The sequence below is a fragment of the Pedobacter nototheniae genome, from assembly GCF_004335085.1.
Classification (GTDB): Bacteria; Bacteroidota; Bacteroidia; order Sphingobacteriales; family Sphingobacteriaceae; genus Pedobacter; species Pedobacter nototheniae.
The window spans coordinates 121,069-139,896 of the sequence record NZ_RQRS01000007.1; the positions used below are offsets into that span (position 1 = coordinate 121,069).

Sequence of the window (18,828 nt, forward strand, 5' to 3'; positions counted from 1 at the left end):
AATTTTTTAGAACACATAACCGATTAATATTCCTACTAAAACAATAATTGGAGGACTTATTTTGGTAAAGTTTAACAGTAAAAAAGTGGCAATCATAATCCCCAAAAAGAGCAAATTAAAACCCATTGGAATTAGCAATAAAATAAATGCTGCTATAATAAAACCAACACTTACAGCATTAATACCTGATAAACTGTGCTTAATACGTGAAATTTTCTTTAAGTCATCCCAAAATGGAACAATAAAAAGCACAAGAATTAAGCCTGGTAAATTAATTCCTATTACCCCAATTAATCCACCTAATATTTGACCCCACATCCCGTAACCAAAATTTCTCATACTTAATGCTCCCAAATAACTGGTAAATGAAAACGTTGGTCCTGGTAGCGCTTGTTGCAGTGCGAAACCAGAGAGAAAGCCTGATGATGCGATGTAATGCTTCATTTCTACAAACTCCGTAAACATTAGCGGTACCAAAACCTGGCCACCACCAAAAACTAAAATTCCGTTACGGTAAAAATTTTCTAATAAACGAATAGGCAAACTGAATGGCGAAGTTCTATTAATAATTGCCCCTACCATTGCAAAAAGAAGTAAAGCGCCTAAAAAGTAGATCAGTTTTTTAGGGTTTACATTGGAGAAAAGTTTAACCCGAAGTTCTGTTTCCTCCTTTGGCGTTTCCATGGCTGAAGAAATCATGCCTCCAATTAATATAGCTAAAGGAAAAACATAGGCATTGCGTAAAACAAATGTTGCTACAATTGCAGCTACAGCTAAAAAAATCGAAACTTGGGTTGTTAAAACCTTTCTTCCTAATTTATATGCGCCATAGGCCACAATACCCAGTGCGATGGGCTGAATGTATTCCAGAATATCAATAAACTTCTGCTTTTGATCCAACATCCCGAAGCTAATTGCAGCAAAAGTCATGATGGCTGCAGTAGGAAAAATCCAAATCAAAAAAGTAATTAAAGCCAATTTTAAGCGACCAACTTTCCATGCTATTCCAACTAAAGTTTGTGTTGAGGCTGGCCCTGGTAATACCTGAGCCAGAGCATTTAACTCTAATAATTCCTCTTCAGTTATAAATTTAGTTTGATGCACAAAATACTTTAAAAGTAATGCCAAATGTGCTTGTGCACCACCAAAAGAAGTAAATGTAAAGAAGACTACATTGCGGATAAATAGCCATTGCTTTTTAGCAGCGATAGGTTTTATTTGCATTAATTGAATACTAAAAACTGCTAATTGAATTAATCATCTTCATAATCTAGTCCTGATGCTGAATTAAAAGCACCTTGTAACTCTGAAAAAGCGTGCATATCTCGCTTTGCCCTGGCCACTTCCATTCCTTTACCATAAATAGCTATTGCCTTGTCTTTTTGATCGTCCTTTTCGTATAATTTGCCTAAATGGTAATAAGTACCCACATAATCAGGATGTTTATCCGTTAACTGAAGGTAAAAAGAATACGCCTTTTCTTTATCATTTTGGGCGTTATACTCTGTGGCTAAGGCATATAGTATAAATGGATCATTTGGTTCACTCTCTAAAAATTCTAATAACTTACTTAATCGGGTAGTTGACATTTTAATTCCTTGCTTTTTTAATTAAATTTGCAGAAAGACCTTATATAATAAACATAATAAATATGAAAATATTAGTTTGTATCAGTAACGTGCCAGACACAACGACAAAAATAACTTTTACTAACGATAATACCGAATTCAATACTGCAGGAGTACAATATATTGTTAATCCTTACGATGAAATCGCTTTATCAAGAGCTATTGAGTTAACCGAAGGCGGTAAAGGCACCGTAACCGTAATTAATGTAGGCGAAGCTGCCACAGATCCAACCATTAGAAAAGCCCTTGCAATTGGCGCTGATGATGCCGTAAGAGTAAATGCTGCTCCTCGTGATGCTTATTTTGTTGCAAAGCAAATTGCAGAATACGCAAAGGATAAGGATTTCAATATTATCTTAACCGGTCGTGAATCTATCGATTACAATGGTAATCAGGTGGCTGCAATGGTTGGTGAGTTTTTAGACATTCCATCTATTTCCATTATCAAAAAATTAGAAGTTGATGGAGATTCTGCCACTTTAGAACGTGAAATTGAAGGTGGTAAGGAAGTTGTAACTGTAAATGGTAAGTTTGTTGCTAGTTGCGCTGAAGGTGTTGCAGAACCAAAAATACCAAACATGCGTGGTATTATGAGCGCTAGAACAAAACCTTTAAACGTTGTTGAGGCTGTAGCTATTGAAGAAGTAACAAAGGTTGCCAAATATGAAACCCCTGCCCCTCGTGGTGCCGTGAAACTTATTCCAGCTGATGCTGCCGAGCAATTAATTGACTTATTGCACACAGAAGCGAAAGTAATTTAGTTTAAGGTTAACAAATAATAATTAATAATAAGTATTCACACATCCTTTAATAGGATCAAGAAATAAATATATGTCAGTATTAGTATATGTAGAACAAGCTGAAGGTAAATTTAAGAAATCTGTTTTCGAAGCTGTTTCTTATGCCAAAGCCATTGCAGATCAACAATCGACCAACTTAACTGCAATTTCCATTGGCAATGTTGCCGAAGGAGAATTAAAGGAATTGGGTAAATATGGTGCATCAAAAGTTTTAAATGTAAGTGCCGATCAATTAAAAACCTTTGTAAATCAAGCTTATGCAACAGTAATAGCTGCCGCTGCAGAAAAAGAAGGTGCTAATATTGTTGTATTATCTAATTCATTTTCGGGTAAAGGTTTAGCGCCACGTATAGCTGTAAAATTAAAAGCAGGTTTGGCTGATGGCGCAGTAGAATTGCCAAAAACTGATGGCGGTAAATTTGAAGTTAAAAAAACCGCTTTCTCTGGTAAGGCATTTGCTATTACCGAGTTAACCTCTGCAAACAAAGTTATTGCTTTAAATCCAAACGCTTTTGGTGTTAAAGAAAATGCAGCTGATGCAGCAATTGAAAATTTTGCCGCCGATGTAAAACAATCAGATTTGGCTACAGTAATTAAAGATATTGTTAGAGCAACAGATAAAGTTTCTTTACCTGATGCAGAATTAGTAGTATCTGCTGGTCGTGGTTTAAAAGGCCCTGAAAACTGGGGAATGATTGAAGAATTGGCGGGTTTATTAGGCGCTGCAACTGCATGTTCTAAACCAGTATCTGATGCAGACTGGAGACCTCACTCAGAACACGTTGGTCAAACTGGTATCGCCATTAGCCCTAACTTATATATAGCCATTGGTATTTCTGGAGCAATCCAACATTTAGCTGGCGTTAGTTCTTCAAAAGTAATTGTTGTAATCAATAAAGATCCTGAAGCTCCTTTCTTTAAAGTTGCAGATTATGGTATTGTTGGAGATGCTTTTGAAGTTGTACCAAAATTAATTGAAGCCTTAAAAGCACATAAAGCATAGTTTTTGTCATTCTGAGCCTGCTGAATATTCTAATTGATATGCAGCAGGCTCAACTTGACATTTCATGAATATGAAAAAAGTAAAATTAGATATTGTTGGCTTATCTTACAGCCAAACACAATCCGGTGCTTATGCATTGGTTTTAGGTGAAGTTAACGGACGCCGTCGTTTACCAATTATTATTGGTGCATTTGAAGCTCAGGCTATTGCTATTGAGATTGAAAAAATGACACCAAGTAGGCCATTAACACATGATTTATTTAAATCGCTTGCCGAAACCTTTCATATAAATGTACAGGAGATTATTATCTATAACCTGGTTGACGGTGTTTTTTATGCCAAATTAATTTGTAGTGATGGCAAAAACACACACGAAATCGATGCCAGAACATCAGATGCAATTGCACTTGCCGTACGCTTTAATGCAATGATTTACACTTACGAATTTATTTTAGCTTCTGCAGGAATAGTAATTGAGGGTAATGATTTTCTATTTTTAGAGAATATGGATAACATTGCCAAAGAACCTGATGCAGATAGCCTTCCTACTTCTACTAAACAACAAGGTTATAGCGAATTAACCCTTGAAGAATTGCAAGAAAAACTACAGGAAGCCATTGCGGATGAGGCTTATGAAAAAGCTGCAAGACTAAGAGATGAGCTAAACAAGAGAAATTCTGAATAATTTTTAAATAAAAGTAGCGCTTAACTGATTTTAATTGGTTAATTAATCTATTTTTGCCCCAATATTCTACCCGAAAATCATTAATAATTAAGATAATTTGAATTGTGCGAAATAATTTAAGCGCATTTTAGATTTTGTTTTAAAATAGTTCTATATTCAACTTTTACTTTCAAAACAACAACTAAACTATTATTATGAATGTTAAGTTTCGCTTAACCTTAATGAGTTTCATGCAATTTTTTGTATGGGCTGCATGGCTAATTACGATCGCCAATTATTGGTTCGGAACCAAACAATGGGACGGTGCAGATTTTGGAATCATCTTTTCTACCATGGGAATTGCATCATTGTTTATGCCTACTCTTACTGGGATTATAGCTGATAAATGGATTAACGCTGAAAAATTATATGCTGTTCTTCATATTCTTTATGCTTGCGTAATGTTTTACCTGCCTCAGGTAACAAGTCCGCACAGCTTTTTTTGGGTAATGTTGTTAGCGATGTGTTTTTACATGCCCACAATTGCACTTAGTAATTCAATCAGTTACACAACGCTTAAAAACAGTAAGTACGATGTAGTAAAAAGCTTCCCTCCAATACGTGTATGGGGAACGGTAGGCTTTATTGTTGCTATGTGGATTACCAATTTAACAGGAAATAAAGCAAGTGCAAATCAATTTTATATTGCCGGAGTAAGCGCTTTAGCTTTAGGCGTTTATGCTTTTACTTTGCCAGCGTGTAAACCATCCAATTTAATTAGCGAGAAAAAATCATGGGTTCAAAAGCTAGGGCTTGAATCATTCAAATTATTTGCCGATTATAAAATGGCATTATTCTTTGTGTTTTCAATGTTTTTGGGCGGGGCCTTGCAATTAACTAATGCTTATGGAGATGTATTTCTTGATGAATTTAAAATGTTCCCTAAGTATGCAGAACTTTATGTAGTAAAAAGATCAACCTTAATATTATCTATTTCACAAATTTCAGAAACACTTTTCATTCTAGCTATTCCTTTCTTTTTAAAGCGTTATGGAATTAAAAAAGTTATGGTAATTTCTATGCTTGCATGGGTATTTAGATTTGGATTATTTGCTTTTGGAAACCCTGGAGATGGATTATGGATGATAGTAATGAGCTGTATTGTTTATGGAATGGCATTTGATTTCTTCAATATCTCGGGTTCATTATTTGTTGAAACCTCTACCACACCAAAAACGCGTTCATCCGCACAAGGTATGTTTATGATGATGACAAATGGATTTGGAGCAATATTAGGAAGCTTAACCTCTGGCTGGATTATTCAAAAGTATTTTACTAAAGCCTATACAAGCATTCAGGAAGTAGCTACTTTGGTAAGCTCTGAAGCAAATAACAAACTGTTAGTCAATTTCTTAGGCTCTAAAGGAATTTCAATATTGGATAACGGGCAATTGAGTAGATCAATTCCAATAATAGATTGGCATAGCGTATGGTTAACGTTTGCTATATATGCATTGATAATTACTATTTTCTTTGCCATTCTTTTTAAACATAAACACACAAAGGAACAAGAAAAAGCGATCGAAAAGATTACTCACTAAACTTTAACCTCAAACCATCCCCATGTCAACAGGTAAATACAGAAAAGAACATAATTGCCTAAATTGCGGTACTCACGTAGAAAAGCATTACTGTAGTGCTTGTGGGCAGCCCAATTTAGAGTTGAAAGAAAACTTTTGGGATTTTATAAGCCACAGTATTGCTCATTATTTTCACTTCGATAATAAGTTTTTCCAAACTTTAAAACCTTTAATTACTCAGCCAGGACAGGTTACTTTAGATTATTTAGCCGGAAAGCGTGCTCGTTATATCAATCCGGTTAGCATGTATATTTTTGTATCTATTGTATATTTTATAATTGTACCCAAAGGCATGGGAAGCCAGGATAAAGAAACCAAACATGATGCAAAGGTAGAAGCACAAGCTAAAGATGCTACAAAGCTATTAAAAGATACTTTGGGTAAAGAGCTGGAGGAAGTAGGTATTGGTAAAAGGATTATCAATAGTGCTGTAACCCGAATAAGCCATAACCTTTCAATTAAAGAGTTTAAAAGGTTATCTTTCAAAACTCAGGATAGCATTATTAAAAGTTTAGAAGCAGAAAAAACAGCTGCAAATCAGGATTCAATTGAAGATATACTGGAATCTTATCGTGGTTTCCATATCATAAAACAAGATAGTACATACGAATCTTATTTATCTAGGCAAAGTAAATTACCTGCTGATGACCGTGATAACTGGTATCAAAGGCTCATTAAAAAACGTGATATTTCTATTAATCAAAAATCATCAAATGGATTTTGGTCATTATCAGAAGAGGTTGAGCATTACAGAGCAAAACAATACTTTTTATTGATGCCTTTACTTGCCTTTTTCATTATGCGGATTTTTAGGCGCAATCACATTTATTATTTAGATCATCTGATCTTCACCATCCACGGTATGACGGCTTTTTTCCTTTTGAAAATAGCAACTGTGCCTTTGCAGCAATATATTTTTGGTGAGGATTCTATTATAAGTACTGGAATTAAATGGCTGGTAATTGCCGCCGTAATTTGGTACATGTATATCGGTTTAAAAGTATTTTACCAAAGAAGCCGTAACGCAACCATTAAAAAGCTTATTTTAATCATAATTCTGTATTCGGTAGCTTTTCGCTTATCGGAAATGGTTATCAAAAATTTAATTTACTATTTCTTAGCTTAATTATTATTAAATAGTTGAAAATTAAAGTACAGTAATACTTAGCAATTGCAGTCCTGCTCCCGCTACTGCCCGATAAAGAATCGTGGCATTCATTCGGATCGGGTTTAGATACAATGTTTGTATAGATAGTTGATGTAAAAGTTTATAAAAGTCTTTTAAATAGAAAAGCCCCAGAATTAATTTCTGGGGCTTTTCTATTTATTATGATTAAGATTATTTTCTGTTTTTAATCTCAACAAACTCTCTATCTGTTTCACCAACATAAATTTGACGAGGACGACCGATTGGTTCTTTATTTTCGTGCATTTCTTTCCATTGAGCAATCCATCCAGGTAAACGACCTAAGGCAAATAATACCGTAAACATTTCTGAAGGGAAACCTAAAGCTCTGTAAATAATACCTGAATAAAAATCTACGTTTGGATATAATTTACGATCAATAAAATATTGATCTGTTAAAGCGGCTTCTTCTAATTTCTTAGCAATTTCTAAAATTGGATCATCAATTCCCAAGTTTTCTAAAATATCATCACAAGCTTTTTTAATGATTTTAGCACGTGGATCAAAGTTTTTATAAACTCGGTGTCCAAAGCCCATCATACGGAATGAATCATTTTTATCTTTTGCTTTGTTAATCCATTTTTCAGTATCACCACCATCAGCCTTAATTAACTCAAGCATTTCAATTACAGCTTGGTTTGCACCACCATGTAGCGGACCCCAAAGGGCTGCGATACCTGCAGAAATTGAAGCATATAAATTACAATCAGAAGAACCTACAATACGTACAGTTGATGCTGAACAGTTTTGCTCATGATCTGCATGTAAAATCAACAATTTGTTCATTGCATTTACTACAACTGGATTTACCTCATAATCCTCAGTACGCTGACCAAAAGTCATCCAAAGGAAATTAGTAACATAATCGTATTTATTTTTTGGATAAATAAGTGGGTGACCTAAAGATTTTTTATAGATAAAAGAAACAATTGTAGGTAATTTAGCTAAAAGCTTAATTATGGTTAAGTTCTGTTCTTCTGCGGTTTGATTTGGTTTCAAACACTCCGGATAGAATGTTGAAAGTGAGAAGATTAAAGAACCCAACTGGCCCATTGGATGCGATCTTGATGGGTAACCATCAAAAAACTTTTTCATGTCTTCATGAATCAGCGTATGCTTGCTAATTTCATTTTGAAAGCCATCTAATTGTTCTTGTGTAGGTAAATCTCCATAAACAATAAGATAAGCAACCTCTAAAAAGCTAGATTTTTCAGCAAGTTGTTCAATTGAATAACCTCTGTATTTTAAGATTCCTTTTTCTCCATCTAAGAAAGTAATTTTACTTTTTGTAGATCCTGTATTTTTAAAACCAGTATCTAAGGTAACATATCCGGTTAAATCTCTAAGTTTCGAAATATCAATAGCTTTTTCATCTTCTGTTCCGGTAATTACGGGTAATTCAAATGTATTACCATCAACTTTAATCTCTGCAATATCTGACATATTATTATCTTATGTTTATAGCTTCTAAATTATGTAAAATTAATATACATGCATAGCAAATCTGTTAAATTAATATGAAATATTAGTCAGATAGACGTAACAATCATGCTTAATTTAAAATTGCTTTACATTTTATTTTGTTTTGATTTCTTCAACAACTCTACCACAGGTGAGCATTTCATCGCCGTAATAAGGATTTTTAATATCCTTGTCTGTTGATAGCCAATCACCTCCATCACCTTTATTGGCCATTGGGCAATGTTGCACATAAATTGTACCTGCAGTTAAATCAGCATGTTTAAATAATGCGATTAAATCTGAACTTAAAGCGGTAAAATCTTTTCTTTGAGCTACCAGATTCTTACTATCAGCAATCTTTTTAGCGGTAACGGCTGTAGATTCACAACCTTTAAAACCAACCAAACTTGCTTGTAATAATGCTGCAGATTGTTGAGCAGCAACTGAATCTGATTTAACAAGTGCATTTTTAACGCCCTCATATTGGTTAAAAATGGCATTTATTTTTGTGTCTTTTAAAACCACATTATTTTTAGCGACTAAACTATCTTTTGTTGTGGAATCTTTGGTATCTGATGTTTTTTTCTCTGCTTGATTGCAGGCCATTAACGTAGTAGCTAATATGGCTATTCCGAGTATCCGTTTCATTGTTATTTGGTTTTGGGTTCAAAATAGCAATTTAAATATTAAAACCACAAAAAAAGCCCCCGAAAATTCGGAGGCTTCAAATTATATGATTTTATAATTATAATTTGAAATTATAACCGATGCGTAATGCATATTGTCCTGTTTGTCTGAAATATGTTGTAGAAGCACTATTGTTTACATAACCTTCATACCTTACTCCGGCTTCAAATCCATTATTCCATTCGTAACCTAAGCCACCTGTATAAATTAGATTTGTTTTTGAACCATCTTTGATTCCGAATCCAGCACCAAATTCTGTTGCTAAATACATTCTTTTAATGGCAAAAACTTTAACACCTCCTTTTGCAGGAATAAAATCAACATCCAGCACATTATCTTTACCCATTAGTTTGGTGTAACCACCTGATGCCGTAATCGCTACATCCTTGGTAAGATCCCATTGTAGTCTCAAATCTGCTCCATACGCATAATCCATCGGAGATTTATCTCTGAAAAGACCACCATTTAAACCAACACCCACTTTAAAAGCCATGCCATTGCTGCTACTCATGGTAGTCATTTCTTGCGCTTTTAAGTTTGTTGAAGTGAAAAATGCAAAAGCTAATGTAGCCGTTGCGAAAAGTTTTGTAATTGTTTTCATATTAGAATTATTAATTAAGGGTTTGTGGTATATACGAATTATATAATGACACAGTTTTTTAATTAAACAATTTTTTAAGAAAATTTTAACATAAAAAAACCTCCGGAAAATTCTTCCGGAGGTTTTTAAAATTTGTTGATGATCTCTTATAATTTGAAACCGTAAGCAATCCTTAATGCAACTTGGCTTAAGCTTTTGTCAAAAAATTTAGTTGTATTTCCTTCATATCTAACACCTAAATCTAACCCGCTACTCCATGCGTATCCAACAGATGGAACATAGAGGAAACCTGTTCCAACACCACTTGGACTTACACCAATACTAGCACCGAGCTCTGCTAAACCATACAAACCAGCTCCAGATGGATCAAAGAAATATTTAACACCTGCTTTAACCGGAATATATCCATAGTCTGAATAATCAATACCTGTATTTCCAACTTCTTTACCAATAAAATGAGTGTAACCAGCAGTTACCGGAATTGATAATTGTTTATCCACATCGATTTGGTAACGAACATCACCACCAATAGCAAAACTATGTGTATCTCCTGTTGGTAAACCTACGCTTAAGCCTATACCTAATTTTTGTTGTGCGTTAACAGTAGTTGTTGTAAAAAATAAAGCTACTACAGCTGCTGAAGTAGCAAGAATTTTAGTAATTGTTTTCATTGTTGTGATTTTGAGTTAATATTAAATAATATACACTCACAAATACAAACTGTGTGCCAAAGGAGAGATTTAATATTATTTTAACACCCAATTAATGTCATAAAACAAAGGATTTAGATAATGCTCTCTTTACCAAGCACCTCAATTACCTCTTCTTTTAATATTTCGATTTCCTTAATTGCATCGAGCCAATGAATAACCACTCCATCTTTTTCCATTTTCCTAAAAAAAGTACCTTGTCGTTTTGCAAATTGGCAAATTGCTATGCCAAGTTTTAACTTTAAATCATCATAATTAAACTCACCTGATAAATATTGCGCTATAAATTTATATTCAAGGCCATAAAAAATAAGCATTTCCTGGCTAATGCCTGATCGAAGTAAAACTTCTACTTCTTCAATCATTCCGGCTTTTAATCTTTCATCAAGCCGCTTTAATATTTTAGATCTTGTGGTTTCAACCGTGTTTTTCAATCCGAAGACAATTGGGTTAAGCTCCGGTCTTTCGATTGTTTCTAAAGTATTTAGTTTTAAATATTCTATTATTTCAATTGCTCTGATTAATCGTTTTTTAGAATTAATATCTACATGCTCTTGGGCAGGAAATGAACGAAGCTTTTCAATCAAATCTTCTTTGGACAATAATTCTAAATTCTGCCTTAAAATTTCATTAACTGGAACTGCGGTAAATTCCTGGTTCTGCAGCAAACTATGAATATACATTCCTGTACCGCCACAAAGAATAGGCAAATGTTTGTTATTGATAATGGTTTGGAAAGCATTGTAAAAATCGTGTTTAAAAGAATTTACATGATAACGCTCTCCAGGTTCCAAAATATCAATTAAATGATATGGAATTGCTTTGCCATTAATATTGTATTCATTTAAATCTTTCCCCGTGCCAATATCCATCTGTTTAAAAACCTGCCTACTATCGGCACTTATAATTTCGCCATTTAAATGATGAGCCAAATTAACTGCCAAACGAGTTTTACCTGAGGCTGTTGCGCCTAATATGATAACCAATGGGTTTGCAGACATGTTAAAATTTTAATAAATACTTTAAACTCCCAGTATTGAAAATGTCATTAGTGGGAGAAATAGATTCCTCATGTTTTATTATTTTTCTTTTCAGTAGTTCGTCTAAAGTAAAAAATTGTGGTTGTAAAATACTGGTTTGTTCAAAACCTAGTTTGGAATAAGCTGCACCGGCAGACCAATCTCTATCGGCATAACTCATAATATCGTTTGGCTTTTGAAGGTCGTAAAACTGAACAATTAACTTACTTAAACCACCCGTAACAGAATAACCAGATTTTACGGCAAACCTAATCAATTCCGCAGATTTATAATTTTCAGTATGCTTCATTTGTCGCAAAGCGGAAAAAGTAGCAACGGCCACTAATTGATCCTTTAAAAAAAGTCCTAATTTATATCTGCTACTTACAGTTCCTTGCAAATGATTGATATTTAAAAAGGCATCTGAAACTGGTTTGGTAATTTTTTGAATTTTCGTTTTTCTTCCGTGAATGCGAATATTTAATCCTAATAGAGATTTAATTCTTGCCAAAACCTGTTGGGGTTTGGTAAGCCAAACATCTTCCCACAAATGAACAAGCTTTATATTTTGAAGTTGAAAATGGTTCTGAAGATTTAATAAATCGTTAGGATTAAAAGAATTTCCAATGCTAACTAAGTTAATTAAAAGGCGATTTTCATTTAAGTTAATTAAACAAAAATCGCCTTCAAATTCTATATTATATTGTAAATGAACATCACTTAAAGCGTTTTTAAGATTTTGTTGCCAATCAGGCTGGCTATTTTTTATTGCTTTAAAAGAATTGTTCAATCAGATTTAAATTTTAAAAGACTTTTAAAAACAAAGCCTACTGCAAATCTAATCATCATTAATCAAAATGGCTTTATATCCATTCTTTTTCTTTGAAATGGGTATGAATAATTTCAACGAGTGTTTCTACTTCTTTAAGCTTTGAGTTATCTAAAGATTTAATTTTAAATCCTTTTTTATCTTGCTCAAAGTCAGACAAATTATCGCTTGAAGGTTCAAAATCGGTGGTATTTACTTTAACTAAAACTTCATCCCCACTAATATATATTCCTATAAAAAAACGTTCGGTAGTTTTTTCCTCAGCATTTTTTATATTCTTTTCACTGTATAAATCATATCCGGTTTCAGAATTTTCATGAACCGTGTAACCGCGAGTTGCATAAGGTTGAACTCCAGCTCTGATTGTCTGAAAAATTTCTACAAGGTCTGTTTTCATAATTGCTTTTTGAGTTATATCGATTAAACAATTAAGCTGATTTATTGTTTAAATTTTATTCTGTCAACCACCATTTTTCTGTTGGATAACTTTGGTTCAAAACAACAGTTTCGCCCAATTTTGGCGTAATTAATTTAAAATTCTCTTTTTCAGCCTCTGCAACAATTCTGGTAATGGGTTCATACCATGGGTGCATGGCTAAACTGAATTTGCCCCAATGAACGGGCATTAAAATTTTAGCGCCTAAATCTTTTGCAGCCTGAACTGTTTCTTCAGGAAACATATGGATATACGGCCAATAAGCATTGTATTGTCCACATTCTAATAGAGCTAAATCAAAAGGCCCATGCTTTTCTCCTATTTGTTTAAAGTGAGTATCGTATCCTGAATCTCCGCCTAAAAAAAGTTTATAACCCTTTGTTTGCAGGACAAATGCAGACCATAAAGTTTGATTTCTTTTAAACTTACGCCCCGTAAAGTGTCTGCCAGGAACTGCGGTAAACTTTAAATCATCGAAAAAAGTTGCAGTTTCTTCCCAGCATAATTCTGAAATTTTAGCTGTAGGTACACCCCACCTCTCCAGGTGAGCGCCTACTCCTGTTGAGGTTACGATTTGTTTGGCATTTGGAGCAATTTTTAAAATACTTGGATAATCCAAATGGTCGTAGTGATCGTGTGTAATCAGTAGAATATCAATATCCTTAAATTCTGTTGCTTTTACAAAATCTGTCCCAAAAAAGGCTTTACTTCCAATAAAAGAAAATGGTGAAGGCGTTTGGCTAAAGACTGGATCAACTAAAACCCTACGCCCATTAATTTTGATGAGATAAGATGAGTGTCCGAACCAAATAATTTCAGGATTAACGCCTTCATTAACGCCATTTAATACTGGTTTAATGTATTGTAAAGGCTTTATAGGGCTTTTATCTGGATGTTTTTCTATTAAGAAGGCTTTTAAAATTTTGAAGAAACTTACGCCTCCTGGCTGCATTGGTGTAACAGATAAATTTTGCAAAGCTCCATCTTTATAATTTGCTAAGTGATGAATAATCTTTAATCGGTTTCCTTTTGGCAAACGACCAAAAACAGGTAAATTGGTTACAATGAAAAAGATAAGAACCAGCGGTATTAAAATATAAATTGCGATCATTTTAAGGATAATAATTAAGCTAAAGTAAGCTGAATTTTGCTTATAAAAAAAGCCCTTCAATTTTTGAAGGGCTTAAGAGAACTAATTTAGAGGTTTATATTATTTTAAAAGCCACATGGTTAGATTAACATCATCGCTGCCATTATATTGACTGGCAACGGCGGCATCTAAATTTACCGAATTATAACTTAACTCATTTGATGGATATAACCACCTTAATGGAAAGTTTGTTGATGGCGTATTTAAATTGGTTGTTGAATTAAGTTTAAAAACAGGGTATCCTGTTCTTCTGTTCTCAAACCAGGCTTGGTACTTACTGCCTTGAAGGAAATTTGCTAAATATTTTTGCGTAATGATCTGGCTTATTTGCTCTTCAGTTGTTCCTGCTAAAGCCACTCCTGTTGTAGTTGGATAAGCGGCAATATAAGCGGCATCCATTTTCATATTGTGGTGATAATCTGCCACATCTGGAGTGTTTGCTGCAATAGAATTCATAGAGTTTGTAATCCCTGCGGCATAATAGGCTTGGGCTGGCATAGTTGTTATCCACCCTCTTACAGCAGCCTCCGCCAAAATAAATTGCAAATCCCAGTAACTAAAAACACTTACAGGTTCGGCGTTTACCAGTTGCACATAGCGGTTGTTAATATCGGTATAATCTTTATTTACCCTACGAGTTTGTAAGCTTGAGAAAGAATCAGAAGGCTCTATACTTGGATAAGCGTTATAATCAGTTTCGCTTAAACCAGCTGTTATTTTTACTGGTGATGGCTTAGCAAAATAAAACAATCGTCGATCTTTTAAAGCTTTTAATGGTTCTAATAACACGTTGGTTAACATGGTATAATTCGACTTAACGAAAGAATTTCCAGATCCTGCCGGAACATCGCTCCAAGGATAATTTTGACCAGCAGTTGCGTTGTAAGTCAATGCAAAATTATCTTTATAATCACGCATCAATGGTCTATTGGTTACAATATCTTTAAAGCGCTCAATTACCTTTAAATCAGCATCTGCAGTTTTTTTGTACAGATTAATTAAAACATGTAATTCAAAGCTATTGGTAAGTCTTCTCCAATTATCAACTTTACCAGCATAAACTGGATCGCCTTCAAAGTTTGCACCATCGGCGAATAATAGATTTGCTTGATCTAATTCATTCAATATACCTAAGAAAACCGTTTTTTGTGAATCGTATTTTGGCTTTAAAATATTTTCTGACTCACCTTTAACGGCATCAGTAAATGGAATATCTCCTACTTGAATTGTAGTCATATAAAACTGCCATGCTCTCATAAAATGTCCTAAAGCAGTGTACGACTTTTTTAAACCATCACTAGTTGCATTATTAATCATCGGCGTAATGTTGCGCAATAAAGTAATTCTGTTAAAGTCTGTTCTTCCTATTTTATTATACTGGAAATTCTCCTGTCCTTCGCCCCAAGTCATATATTTACCGAGTAAAGAAGGCTGCATAAAACTTTTTTGAGAGCTGATATCGCTTCTGGTAATATTCAAAATCATTCCAGTAGCAAGCATGGCAGAGCTTACTTGAGTAGTTACATTTGGATTGGTATTAATAGAATCGAACTTGTTACAACCATTTGTTAATAAAACCATTACAGGAATTATTAATATATATTTTATTAATTTATTTTTCATGAGATTAGTTTTTATTAGAATCCAACTTTTAAATTAAAACCAACCATTCTCATTGAAGGAGAGTTTAGATTTTCAGTATCCACATCAGGATCAGAAAACTTAAAGTTGGTCCACATAAATAAATTTTGTCCGGTTAAAGAAAAAGAAGCGCTTTTCATTCCTACTTTTTCAAGTAATTTAGCGGGGAAACGGTAGCCTAAAGAAACTTCACGCAATTTGATAAAAGATTCATTTTGAATACCAGCATCTCCACCACGATACCATTGAGCATAATCCTGGTAACCAATTTGCGTATCATTAGTTGCATACTTACGGGTATCACTGGTAATTTGTCCGTATTTATCATAAGTAACATTTCCAGAAATAACTTTTACTCCCTGACCAACAAAATTATTTTGCTTTAAAACTACTTGGTTGTATCTATAAATATTATCGCTTTCTGGGTTGGTACCAGAATCCCACATTTTATCGTATATATAGTTGTACATTAAACCACCAATGCGGCCATCTATATTAAGACCAAGATTCCAGTTTTTGTAGGTGAAGTTATTGATAAAACCGAAACTAAAATCGGGATCACCGTAACCATATTTTTTAACATAATCACTCCAAACAGGCAAGCCACTTTCATAAATTACATTTCCGTTTGGATCTTTTAGCCAATAATTACCGGTATAAGTATCTAAGCGTTCTCCTTTTTTAACCCATAAATTATCAGGAGAATAAACAGGATCTAGATTTACATAATAACGGTGTTGTTTAGACCAGTTGATTGTTGAATGCCACTCGAAGTTTTTATTTTTAATGATCGATCCATCAACTGTAATCTCTAAACCTCGTCTTTCGTATGTTTCTTGTGTATTTACAATTGCCATGTTGAAACCGCTTGACCCTGGAAGATAAGCGGTGTTTCCATTCTCTTTAAGATCCGTTTGCCTGTTGTAGTAATATTTATTGAAGTAAGCTACATCGAAATGCAAACGTTTATTTAATAAATAACCAGCTGTACCAATTTCATAAGTTCTTTGAGAACTTGGTAAAAGTCCTTCGCCGATTAAATAAGATGGATAACTGGCAGAGTTAAGTCCATTCCATGCAGCGGTTGTTGTGCCATAAGCCCTATTAATTGCATATGGATCAAAAGCACTTTTAAACACCGCCCACGATCCTCTTAATTTAAACATATCAATTACTTTCGGCATAGTAATTAACTCCGAAAGCACTACACTTGATCCAATTGAAGGATAAAAATAGGAACGTGAGGATTTTGGCTGCGATGAATTCCAATCGTTTCTACCTGTAAAATCTAAAAATACGGCATCATTCCAACCAAAAGAAGCCCTGCCGTACACACTATTTATTTGTCTTGATTCATATATTTGAGCAACAGTTGGTGGCTCAATCGACCCAGCAAGTGAATAAAAAGTTGGACTAATTAATCCATTTTTTGTTGTTCCTCTTAATTCTTCCTTCGTATAGTAGAAAATTGTACCACCCGCCAATGCATCAACAGTCCATTTATTTAGCTTTTTCTTGTAGCTTAAAATAACATCGTTATTTGTACTAAAACCGCGTTTATCGCCAATTGAATACATTCCCTTTGCATTCCAGCCGGTGCCATTAACCGCTCCACCCCTTGTAGAGTAAATGTTGGCTGTTGGGTTTCTAAAAGTTGTTTTATTATTGTAGTTGTCATAACCTAAACGAGCCAATAAACTAAAATCTTTATTAAACTGATAAGTTGCTGTAACATTTGCATTTAGAGTATTTTCCTGATAACCATTTAGCTTCTCATATGCAATTAAATATGGATTATCATACCAATTGGTGTACATCCAGTTTTGTGTTTTATTAGGCACTTTCCAGTAATCCTTATAATCTCTTACGTCGTATTCAGGACCAGTCCACATTACAAGCTGATACAAATAACCTTGATTTCCATAACCTCCACCCCATATTTGATCTGCCCAACGCCTGCCTATACCAACATGACTTTCCAATTTAAATTTATCATTGATCTTAATTTCACCAGCAAGGGTTAAGTTAATCATATTCAGATTTTGGTTTGGAAAAGCGCCTTTATTATAAATGTCATTCAAGCCGATTCTGAAACTTCCATTGTCACCTGTTTGCGCTAAGCTGATGTTGTTGTTAAATACTAAACCTGTATTCATAAAGTTTTTAAGGTTATCTTTTCCAACAGAAACTAAAGGGCGATTTGGTTCGAATTGCTTGGTAGCGGGATTCCAATCTGTAGCGGTAGTTCCAACATCTAATTTTGGGCCCCAAACGTAATCGTTATCTAAAACACCATTTTGTCCACGGCCATAAGAACTCTGAACTTTAGGGATAGCCAAATAACCTAAGCTAGCCATGGTATTGCTATTTAACTCAATAGAAAATCCTTTTGACCCTGCTCCTTTTTTAGTGGTAATTAAAAGTACGCCACCATATGCTCTTGAGCCATACAATGCGGATGCTGTTGGTCCTTTTAGAATATCCATGCTCTCAATATCATCGGTAGGCACGTCTCTAAGTGTTAAGTTTTCGTAAGGTACACCATCAATAACTAATAAAGCGCTTTCGCCTCTCAATTCGATAGTTGGTTTGGCATTAAATTCAGTTGAATTTTTAATTACCAATCCAGATATTCTCCCTGTTAAGGAGGTGCCGATATCAACCCCTTTAACAGTTTGTAAATCTTTACCTGCAACTTTTTGAACCGCATAACCTAAAGATTTTTCAGACCGTTTTACACCTAAAGCAGTAACAACCACATCGGTTAAGCTGTTTGTAGCTACCTGTAAGCTAATATTATAGCTTTTATCATCACCAACGGTAATCTCTTTTGTAGTGTAGCCAATATAAGAGATAACTAAAGTGCTTCCTTTTAGTGCGTTGATGGAGAAAGCTCCATTTGCATCTGTTGTAGCACCAATTTTGGTTCCTTTAATTAAAATACTGACGCCAACAATCGGAAATCCTGTTTCATCTGTGACCTTTCCACGAATTACTTCAAAAAAATTGGGATAACTAATTTGATCCTTTTTACGAAGAACAATTGTTTTTTCGAATATTTTGTAACTTAATGGCTGATCTTTAAAGCATATACTCAATACTTCAAATATCGACATATCCTTTACGTCAATATTTATTTTTTGAGCCTTTTCAAGTTCAAGATTATCATAAAGAAACACGTAATCACTTTGTTTTTCAATCGATTTAAAAATTGCCCCAATGGTGGCGTTTTTCTGTTTTAAGGTGATGTTTTGGCTATAAACACTTGCGCTAACTTGACAAAGTGTAGCAAGTAAAAGTATTGTTGTTAGCTTCATTACCAATATTATTTGTTTTGGTTTGTACTGTAGCCTAAATACAGTACTAAAGAATG

The 18,828-nt window shown here is 34.1% G+C and carries 17 protein-coding genes; 5 read left to right on the plus strand and 12 right to left on the minus strand.

The window, feature by feature from the left end:
* Positions 1-6 precede the first annotated feature (6 nt).
* Positions 7-1,224 (minus strand): chromate efflux transporter, encoded by a 1,218-nt coding sequence (chrA, locus tag EHC72_RS08270; protein WP_131537209.1) that lies wholly within the window; start codon positions 1,222-1,224, stop codon positions 7-9.
* A gap of 29 nt (positions 1,225-1,253) precedes the next feature.
* Positions 1,254-1,589, minus strand: coding sequence for a tetratricopeptide repeat protein (locus EHC72_RS08275; protein WP_131537210.1), 336 nt, complete (start codon positions 1,587-1,589; stop codon positions 1,254-1,256).
* Positions 1,590-1,651: 62 nt separating this feature from the next.
* Between EHC72_RS08275 and EHC72_RS08280 the strand changes: the two genes are divergently transcribed.
* From EHC72_RS08280 to EHC72_RS08300, 5 genes are all read left to right on the plus strand, one after another.
* A complete protein-coding gene (locus EHC72_RS08280; RefSeq protein ID WP_131537211.1) occupies positions 1,652-2,389 on the plus strand; it encodes an electron transfer flavoprotein subunit beta/FixA family protein in 738 nt (245 codons plus the stop codon).
* A 70-nt stretch (positions 2,390-2,459) separates the two neighbouring features.
* Complete coding sequence (locus EHC72_RS08285) at positions 2,460-3,431, plus strand: electron transfer flavoprotein subunit alpha/FixB family protein (RefSeq protein ID WP_131537212.1); 972 nt, start codon at positions 2,460-2,462, stop codon at positions 3,429-3,431.
* Positions 3,432-3,501: 70 nt separating this feature from the next.
* Positions 3,502-4,116 (plus strand): bifunctional nuclease family protein, encoded by a 615-nt coding sequence (locus tag EHC72_RS08290; RefSeq protein WP_131537213.1) that lies wholly within the window; start codon positions 3,502-3,504, stop codon positions 4,114-4,116.
* Between the two features lie 194 nt (positions 4,117-4,310).
* On the plus strand, positions 4,311-5,696 hold the full coding sequence (locus EHC72_RS08295) for a nucleoside permease (RefSeq protein WP_131537214.1): 1,386 nt from the start codon (positions 4,311-4,313) through the stop codon (positions 5,694-5,696).
* Between the two features lie 22 nt (positions 5,697-5,718).
* Entirely contained in the window at positions 5,719-6,861 is a 1,143-nt protein-coding gene (locus EHC72_RS08300; RefSeq protein WP_131537215.1) for a DUF3667 domain-containing protein, read from the plus strand.
* A 213-nt stretch (positions 6,862-7,074) separates the two neighbouring features.
* Here the strand turns inward: EHC72_RS08300 and EHC72_RS08305 are convergent, their stop codons facing one another.
* From EHC72_RS08305 to EHC72_RS08350, 10 genes are all read right to left on the minus strand, one after another.
* Entirely contained in the window at positions 7,075-8,364 is a 1,290-nt protein-coding gene (locus tag EHC72_RS08305; protein ID WP_131537216.1) for a citrate synthase, read from the minus strand.
* A gap of 132 nt (positions 8,365-8,496) precedes the next feature.
* Complete coding sequence (locus EHC72_RS08310) at positions 8,497-9,030, minus strand: DUF3347 domain-containing protein (RefSeq protein WP_131537217.1); 534 nt, start codon at positions 9,028-9,030, stop codon at positions 8,497-8,499.
* A gap of 97 nt (positions 9,031-9,127) precedes the next feature.
* Positions 9,128-9,670: a hypothetical protein gene (locus EHC72_RS08315; RefSeq protein ID WP_131537218.1), complete on the minus strand. Its 543-nt coding sequence runs from the start codon at positions 9,668-9,670 to the stop codon at positions 9,128-9,130.
* Positions 9,671-9,816: 146 nt separating this feature from the next.
* Positions 9,817-10,341: an outer membrane beta-barrel protein gene (locus EHC72_RS08320; protein ID WP_131537219.1), complete on the minus strand. Its 525-nt coding sequence runs from the start codon at positions 10,339-10,341 to the stop codon at positions 9,817-9,819.
* A 113-nt stretch (positions 10,342-10,454) separates the two neighbouring features.
* Positions 10,455-11,381, minus strand: a complete 927-nt coding sequence (gene miaA / locus EHC72_RS08325; protein ID WP_131537220.1) for a tRNA (adenosine(37)-N6)-dimethylallyltransferase MiaA — start codon at positions 11,379-11,381, stop codon at positions 10,455-10,457.
* A gap of 1 nt (position 11,382) precedes the next feature.
* Entirely contained in the window at positions 11,383-12,189 is an 807-nt protein-coding gene (locus EHC72_RS08330; protein ID WP_131537221.1) for a hypothetical protein, read from the minus strand.
* Positions 12,190-12,262: 73 nt separating this feature from the next.
* Positions 12,263-12,625 carry a hypothetical protein gene (locus EHC72_RS08335; RefSeq protein ID WP_131537222.1) on the minus strand — a complete coding sequence of 121 codons (363 nt, stop codon included), beginning with the start codon at positions 12,623-12,625 and terminating at the stop codon, positions 12,263-12,265.
* 55 nt (positions 12,626-12,680) lie between these two features.
* The gene (locus EHC72_RS08340; protein ID WP_131537223.1) at positions 12,681-13,775 is read right to left on the minus strand and encodes an MBL fold metallo-hydrolase; all 1,095 of its coding nucleotides are present in this window, start codon (positions 13,773-13,775) and stop codon (positions 12,681-12,683) included.
* 99 nt (positions 13,776-13,874) lie between these two features.
* Positions 13,875-15,437 (minus strand): SusD/RagB family nutrient-binding outer membrane lipoprotein, encoded by a 1,563-nt coding sequence (locus EHC72_RS08345; protein WP_131537224.1) that lies wholly within the window; start codon positions 15,435-15,437, stop codon positions 13,875-13,877.
* 14 nt (positions 15,438-15,451) lie between these two features.
* The gene (locus EHC72_RS08350) at positions 15,452-18,772 is read right to left on the minus strand and encodes a SusC/RagA family TonB-linked outer membrane protein (RefSeq protein ID WP_211660298.1); all 3,321 of its coding nucleotides are present in this window, start codon (positions 18,770-18,772) and stop codon (positions 15,452-15,454) included.
* Between the last annotated feature and the right edge of the window lie 56 nt (positions 18,773-18,828).

Coding starts and splice junctions, on each gene's coding strand:
- EHC72_RS08350 (WP_211660298.1), bottom strand. CDS start 18,772: ATGAAGCTAACAACAATACTTTTACTTGCTACACTTTGTCAAGTTAGC.
- EHC72_RS08285 (WP_131537212.1), top strand. CDS start 2,460: ATGTCAGTATTAGTATATGTAGAACAAGCTGAAGGTAAATTTAAGAAA.
- EHC72_RS08345 (WP_131537224.1), bottom strand. CDS start 15,437: ATGAAAAATAAATTAATAAAATATATATTAATAATTCCTGTAATGGTT.
- EHC72_RS08315 (WP_131537218.1), bottom strand. CDS start 9,670: ATGAAAACAATTACAAAACTTTTCGCAACGGCTACATTAGCTTTTGCA.
- EHC72_RS08290 (WP_131537213.1), top strand. CDS start 3,502: ATGAAAAAAGTAAAATTAGATATTGTTGGCTTATCTTACAGCCAAACA.
- EHC72_RS08320 (WP_131537219.1), bottom strand. CDS start 10,341: ATGAAAACAATTACTAAAATTCTTGCTACTTCAGCAGCTGTAGTAGCT.
- EHC72_RS08280 (WP_131537211.1), top strand. CDS start 1,652: ATGAAAATATTAGTTTGTATCAGTAACGTGCCAGACACAACGACAAAA.
- EHC72_RS08275 (WP_131537210.1), bottom strand. CDS start 1,589: ATGTCAACTACCCGATTAAGTAAGTTATTAGAATTTTTAGAGAGTGAA.
- EHC72_RS08335 (WP_131537222.1), bottom strand. CDS start 12,625: ATGAAAACAGACCTTGTAGAAATTTTTCAGACAATCAGAGCTGGAGTT.
- EHC72_RS08310 (WP_131537217.1), bottom strand. CDS start 9,030: ATGAAACGGATACTCGGAATAGCCATATTAGCTACTACGTTAATGGCC.
- EHC72_RS08300 (WP_131537215.1), top strand. CDS start 5,719: ATGTCAACAGGTAAATACAGAAAAGAACATAATTGCCTAAATTGCGGT.
- miaA (WP_131537220.1), bottom strand. CDS start 11,381: ATGTCTGCAAACCCATTGGTTATCATATTAGGCGCAACAGCCTCAGGT.
- EHC72_RS08340 (WP_131537223.1), bottom strand. CDS start 13,775: ATGATCGCAATTTATATTTTAATACCGCTGGTTCTTATCTTTTTCATT.
- chrA (WP_131537209.1), bottom strand. CDS start 1,224: ATGCAAATAAAACCTATCGCTGCTAAAAAGCAATGGCTATTTATCCGC.
- EHC72_RS08295 (WP_131537214.1), top strand. CDS start 4,311: ATGAATGTTAAGTTTCGCTTAACCTTAATGAGTTTCATGCAATTTTTT.
- EHC72_RS08305 (WP_131537216.1), bottom strand. CDS start 8,364: ATGTCAGATATTGCAGAGATTAAAGTTGATGGTAATACATTTGAATTA.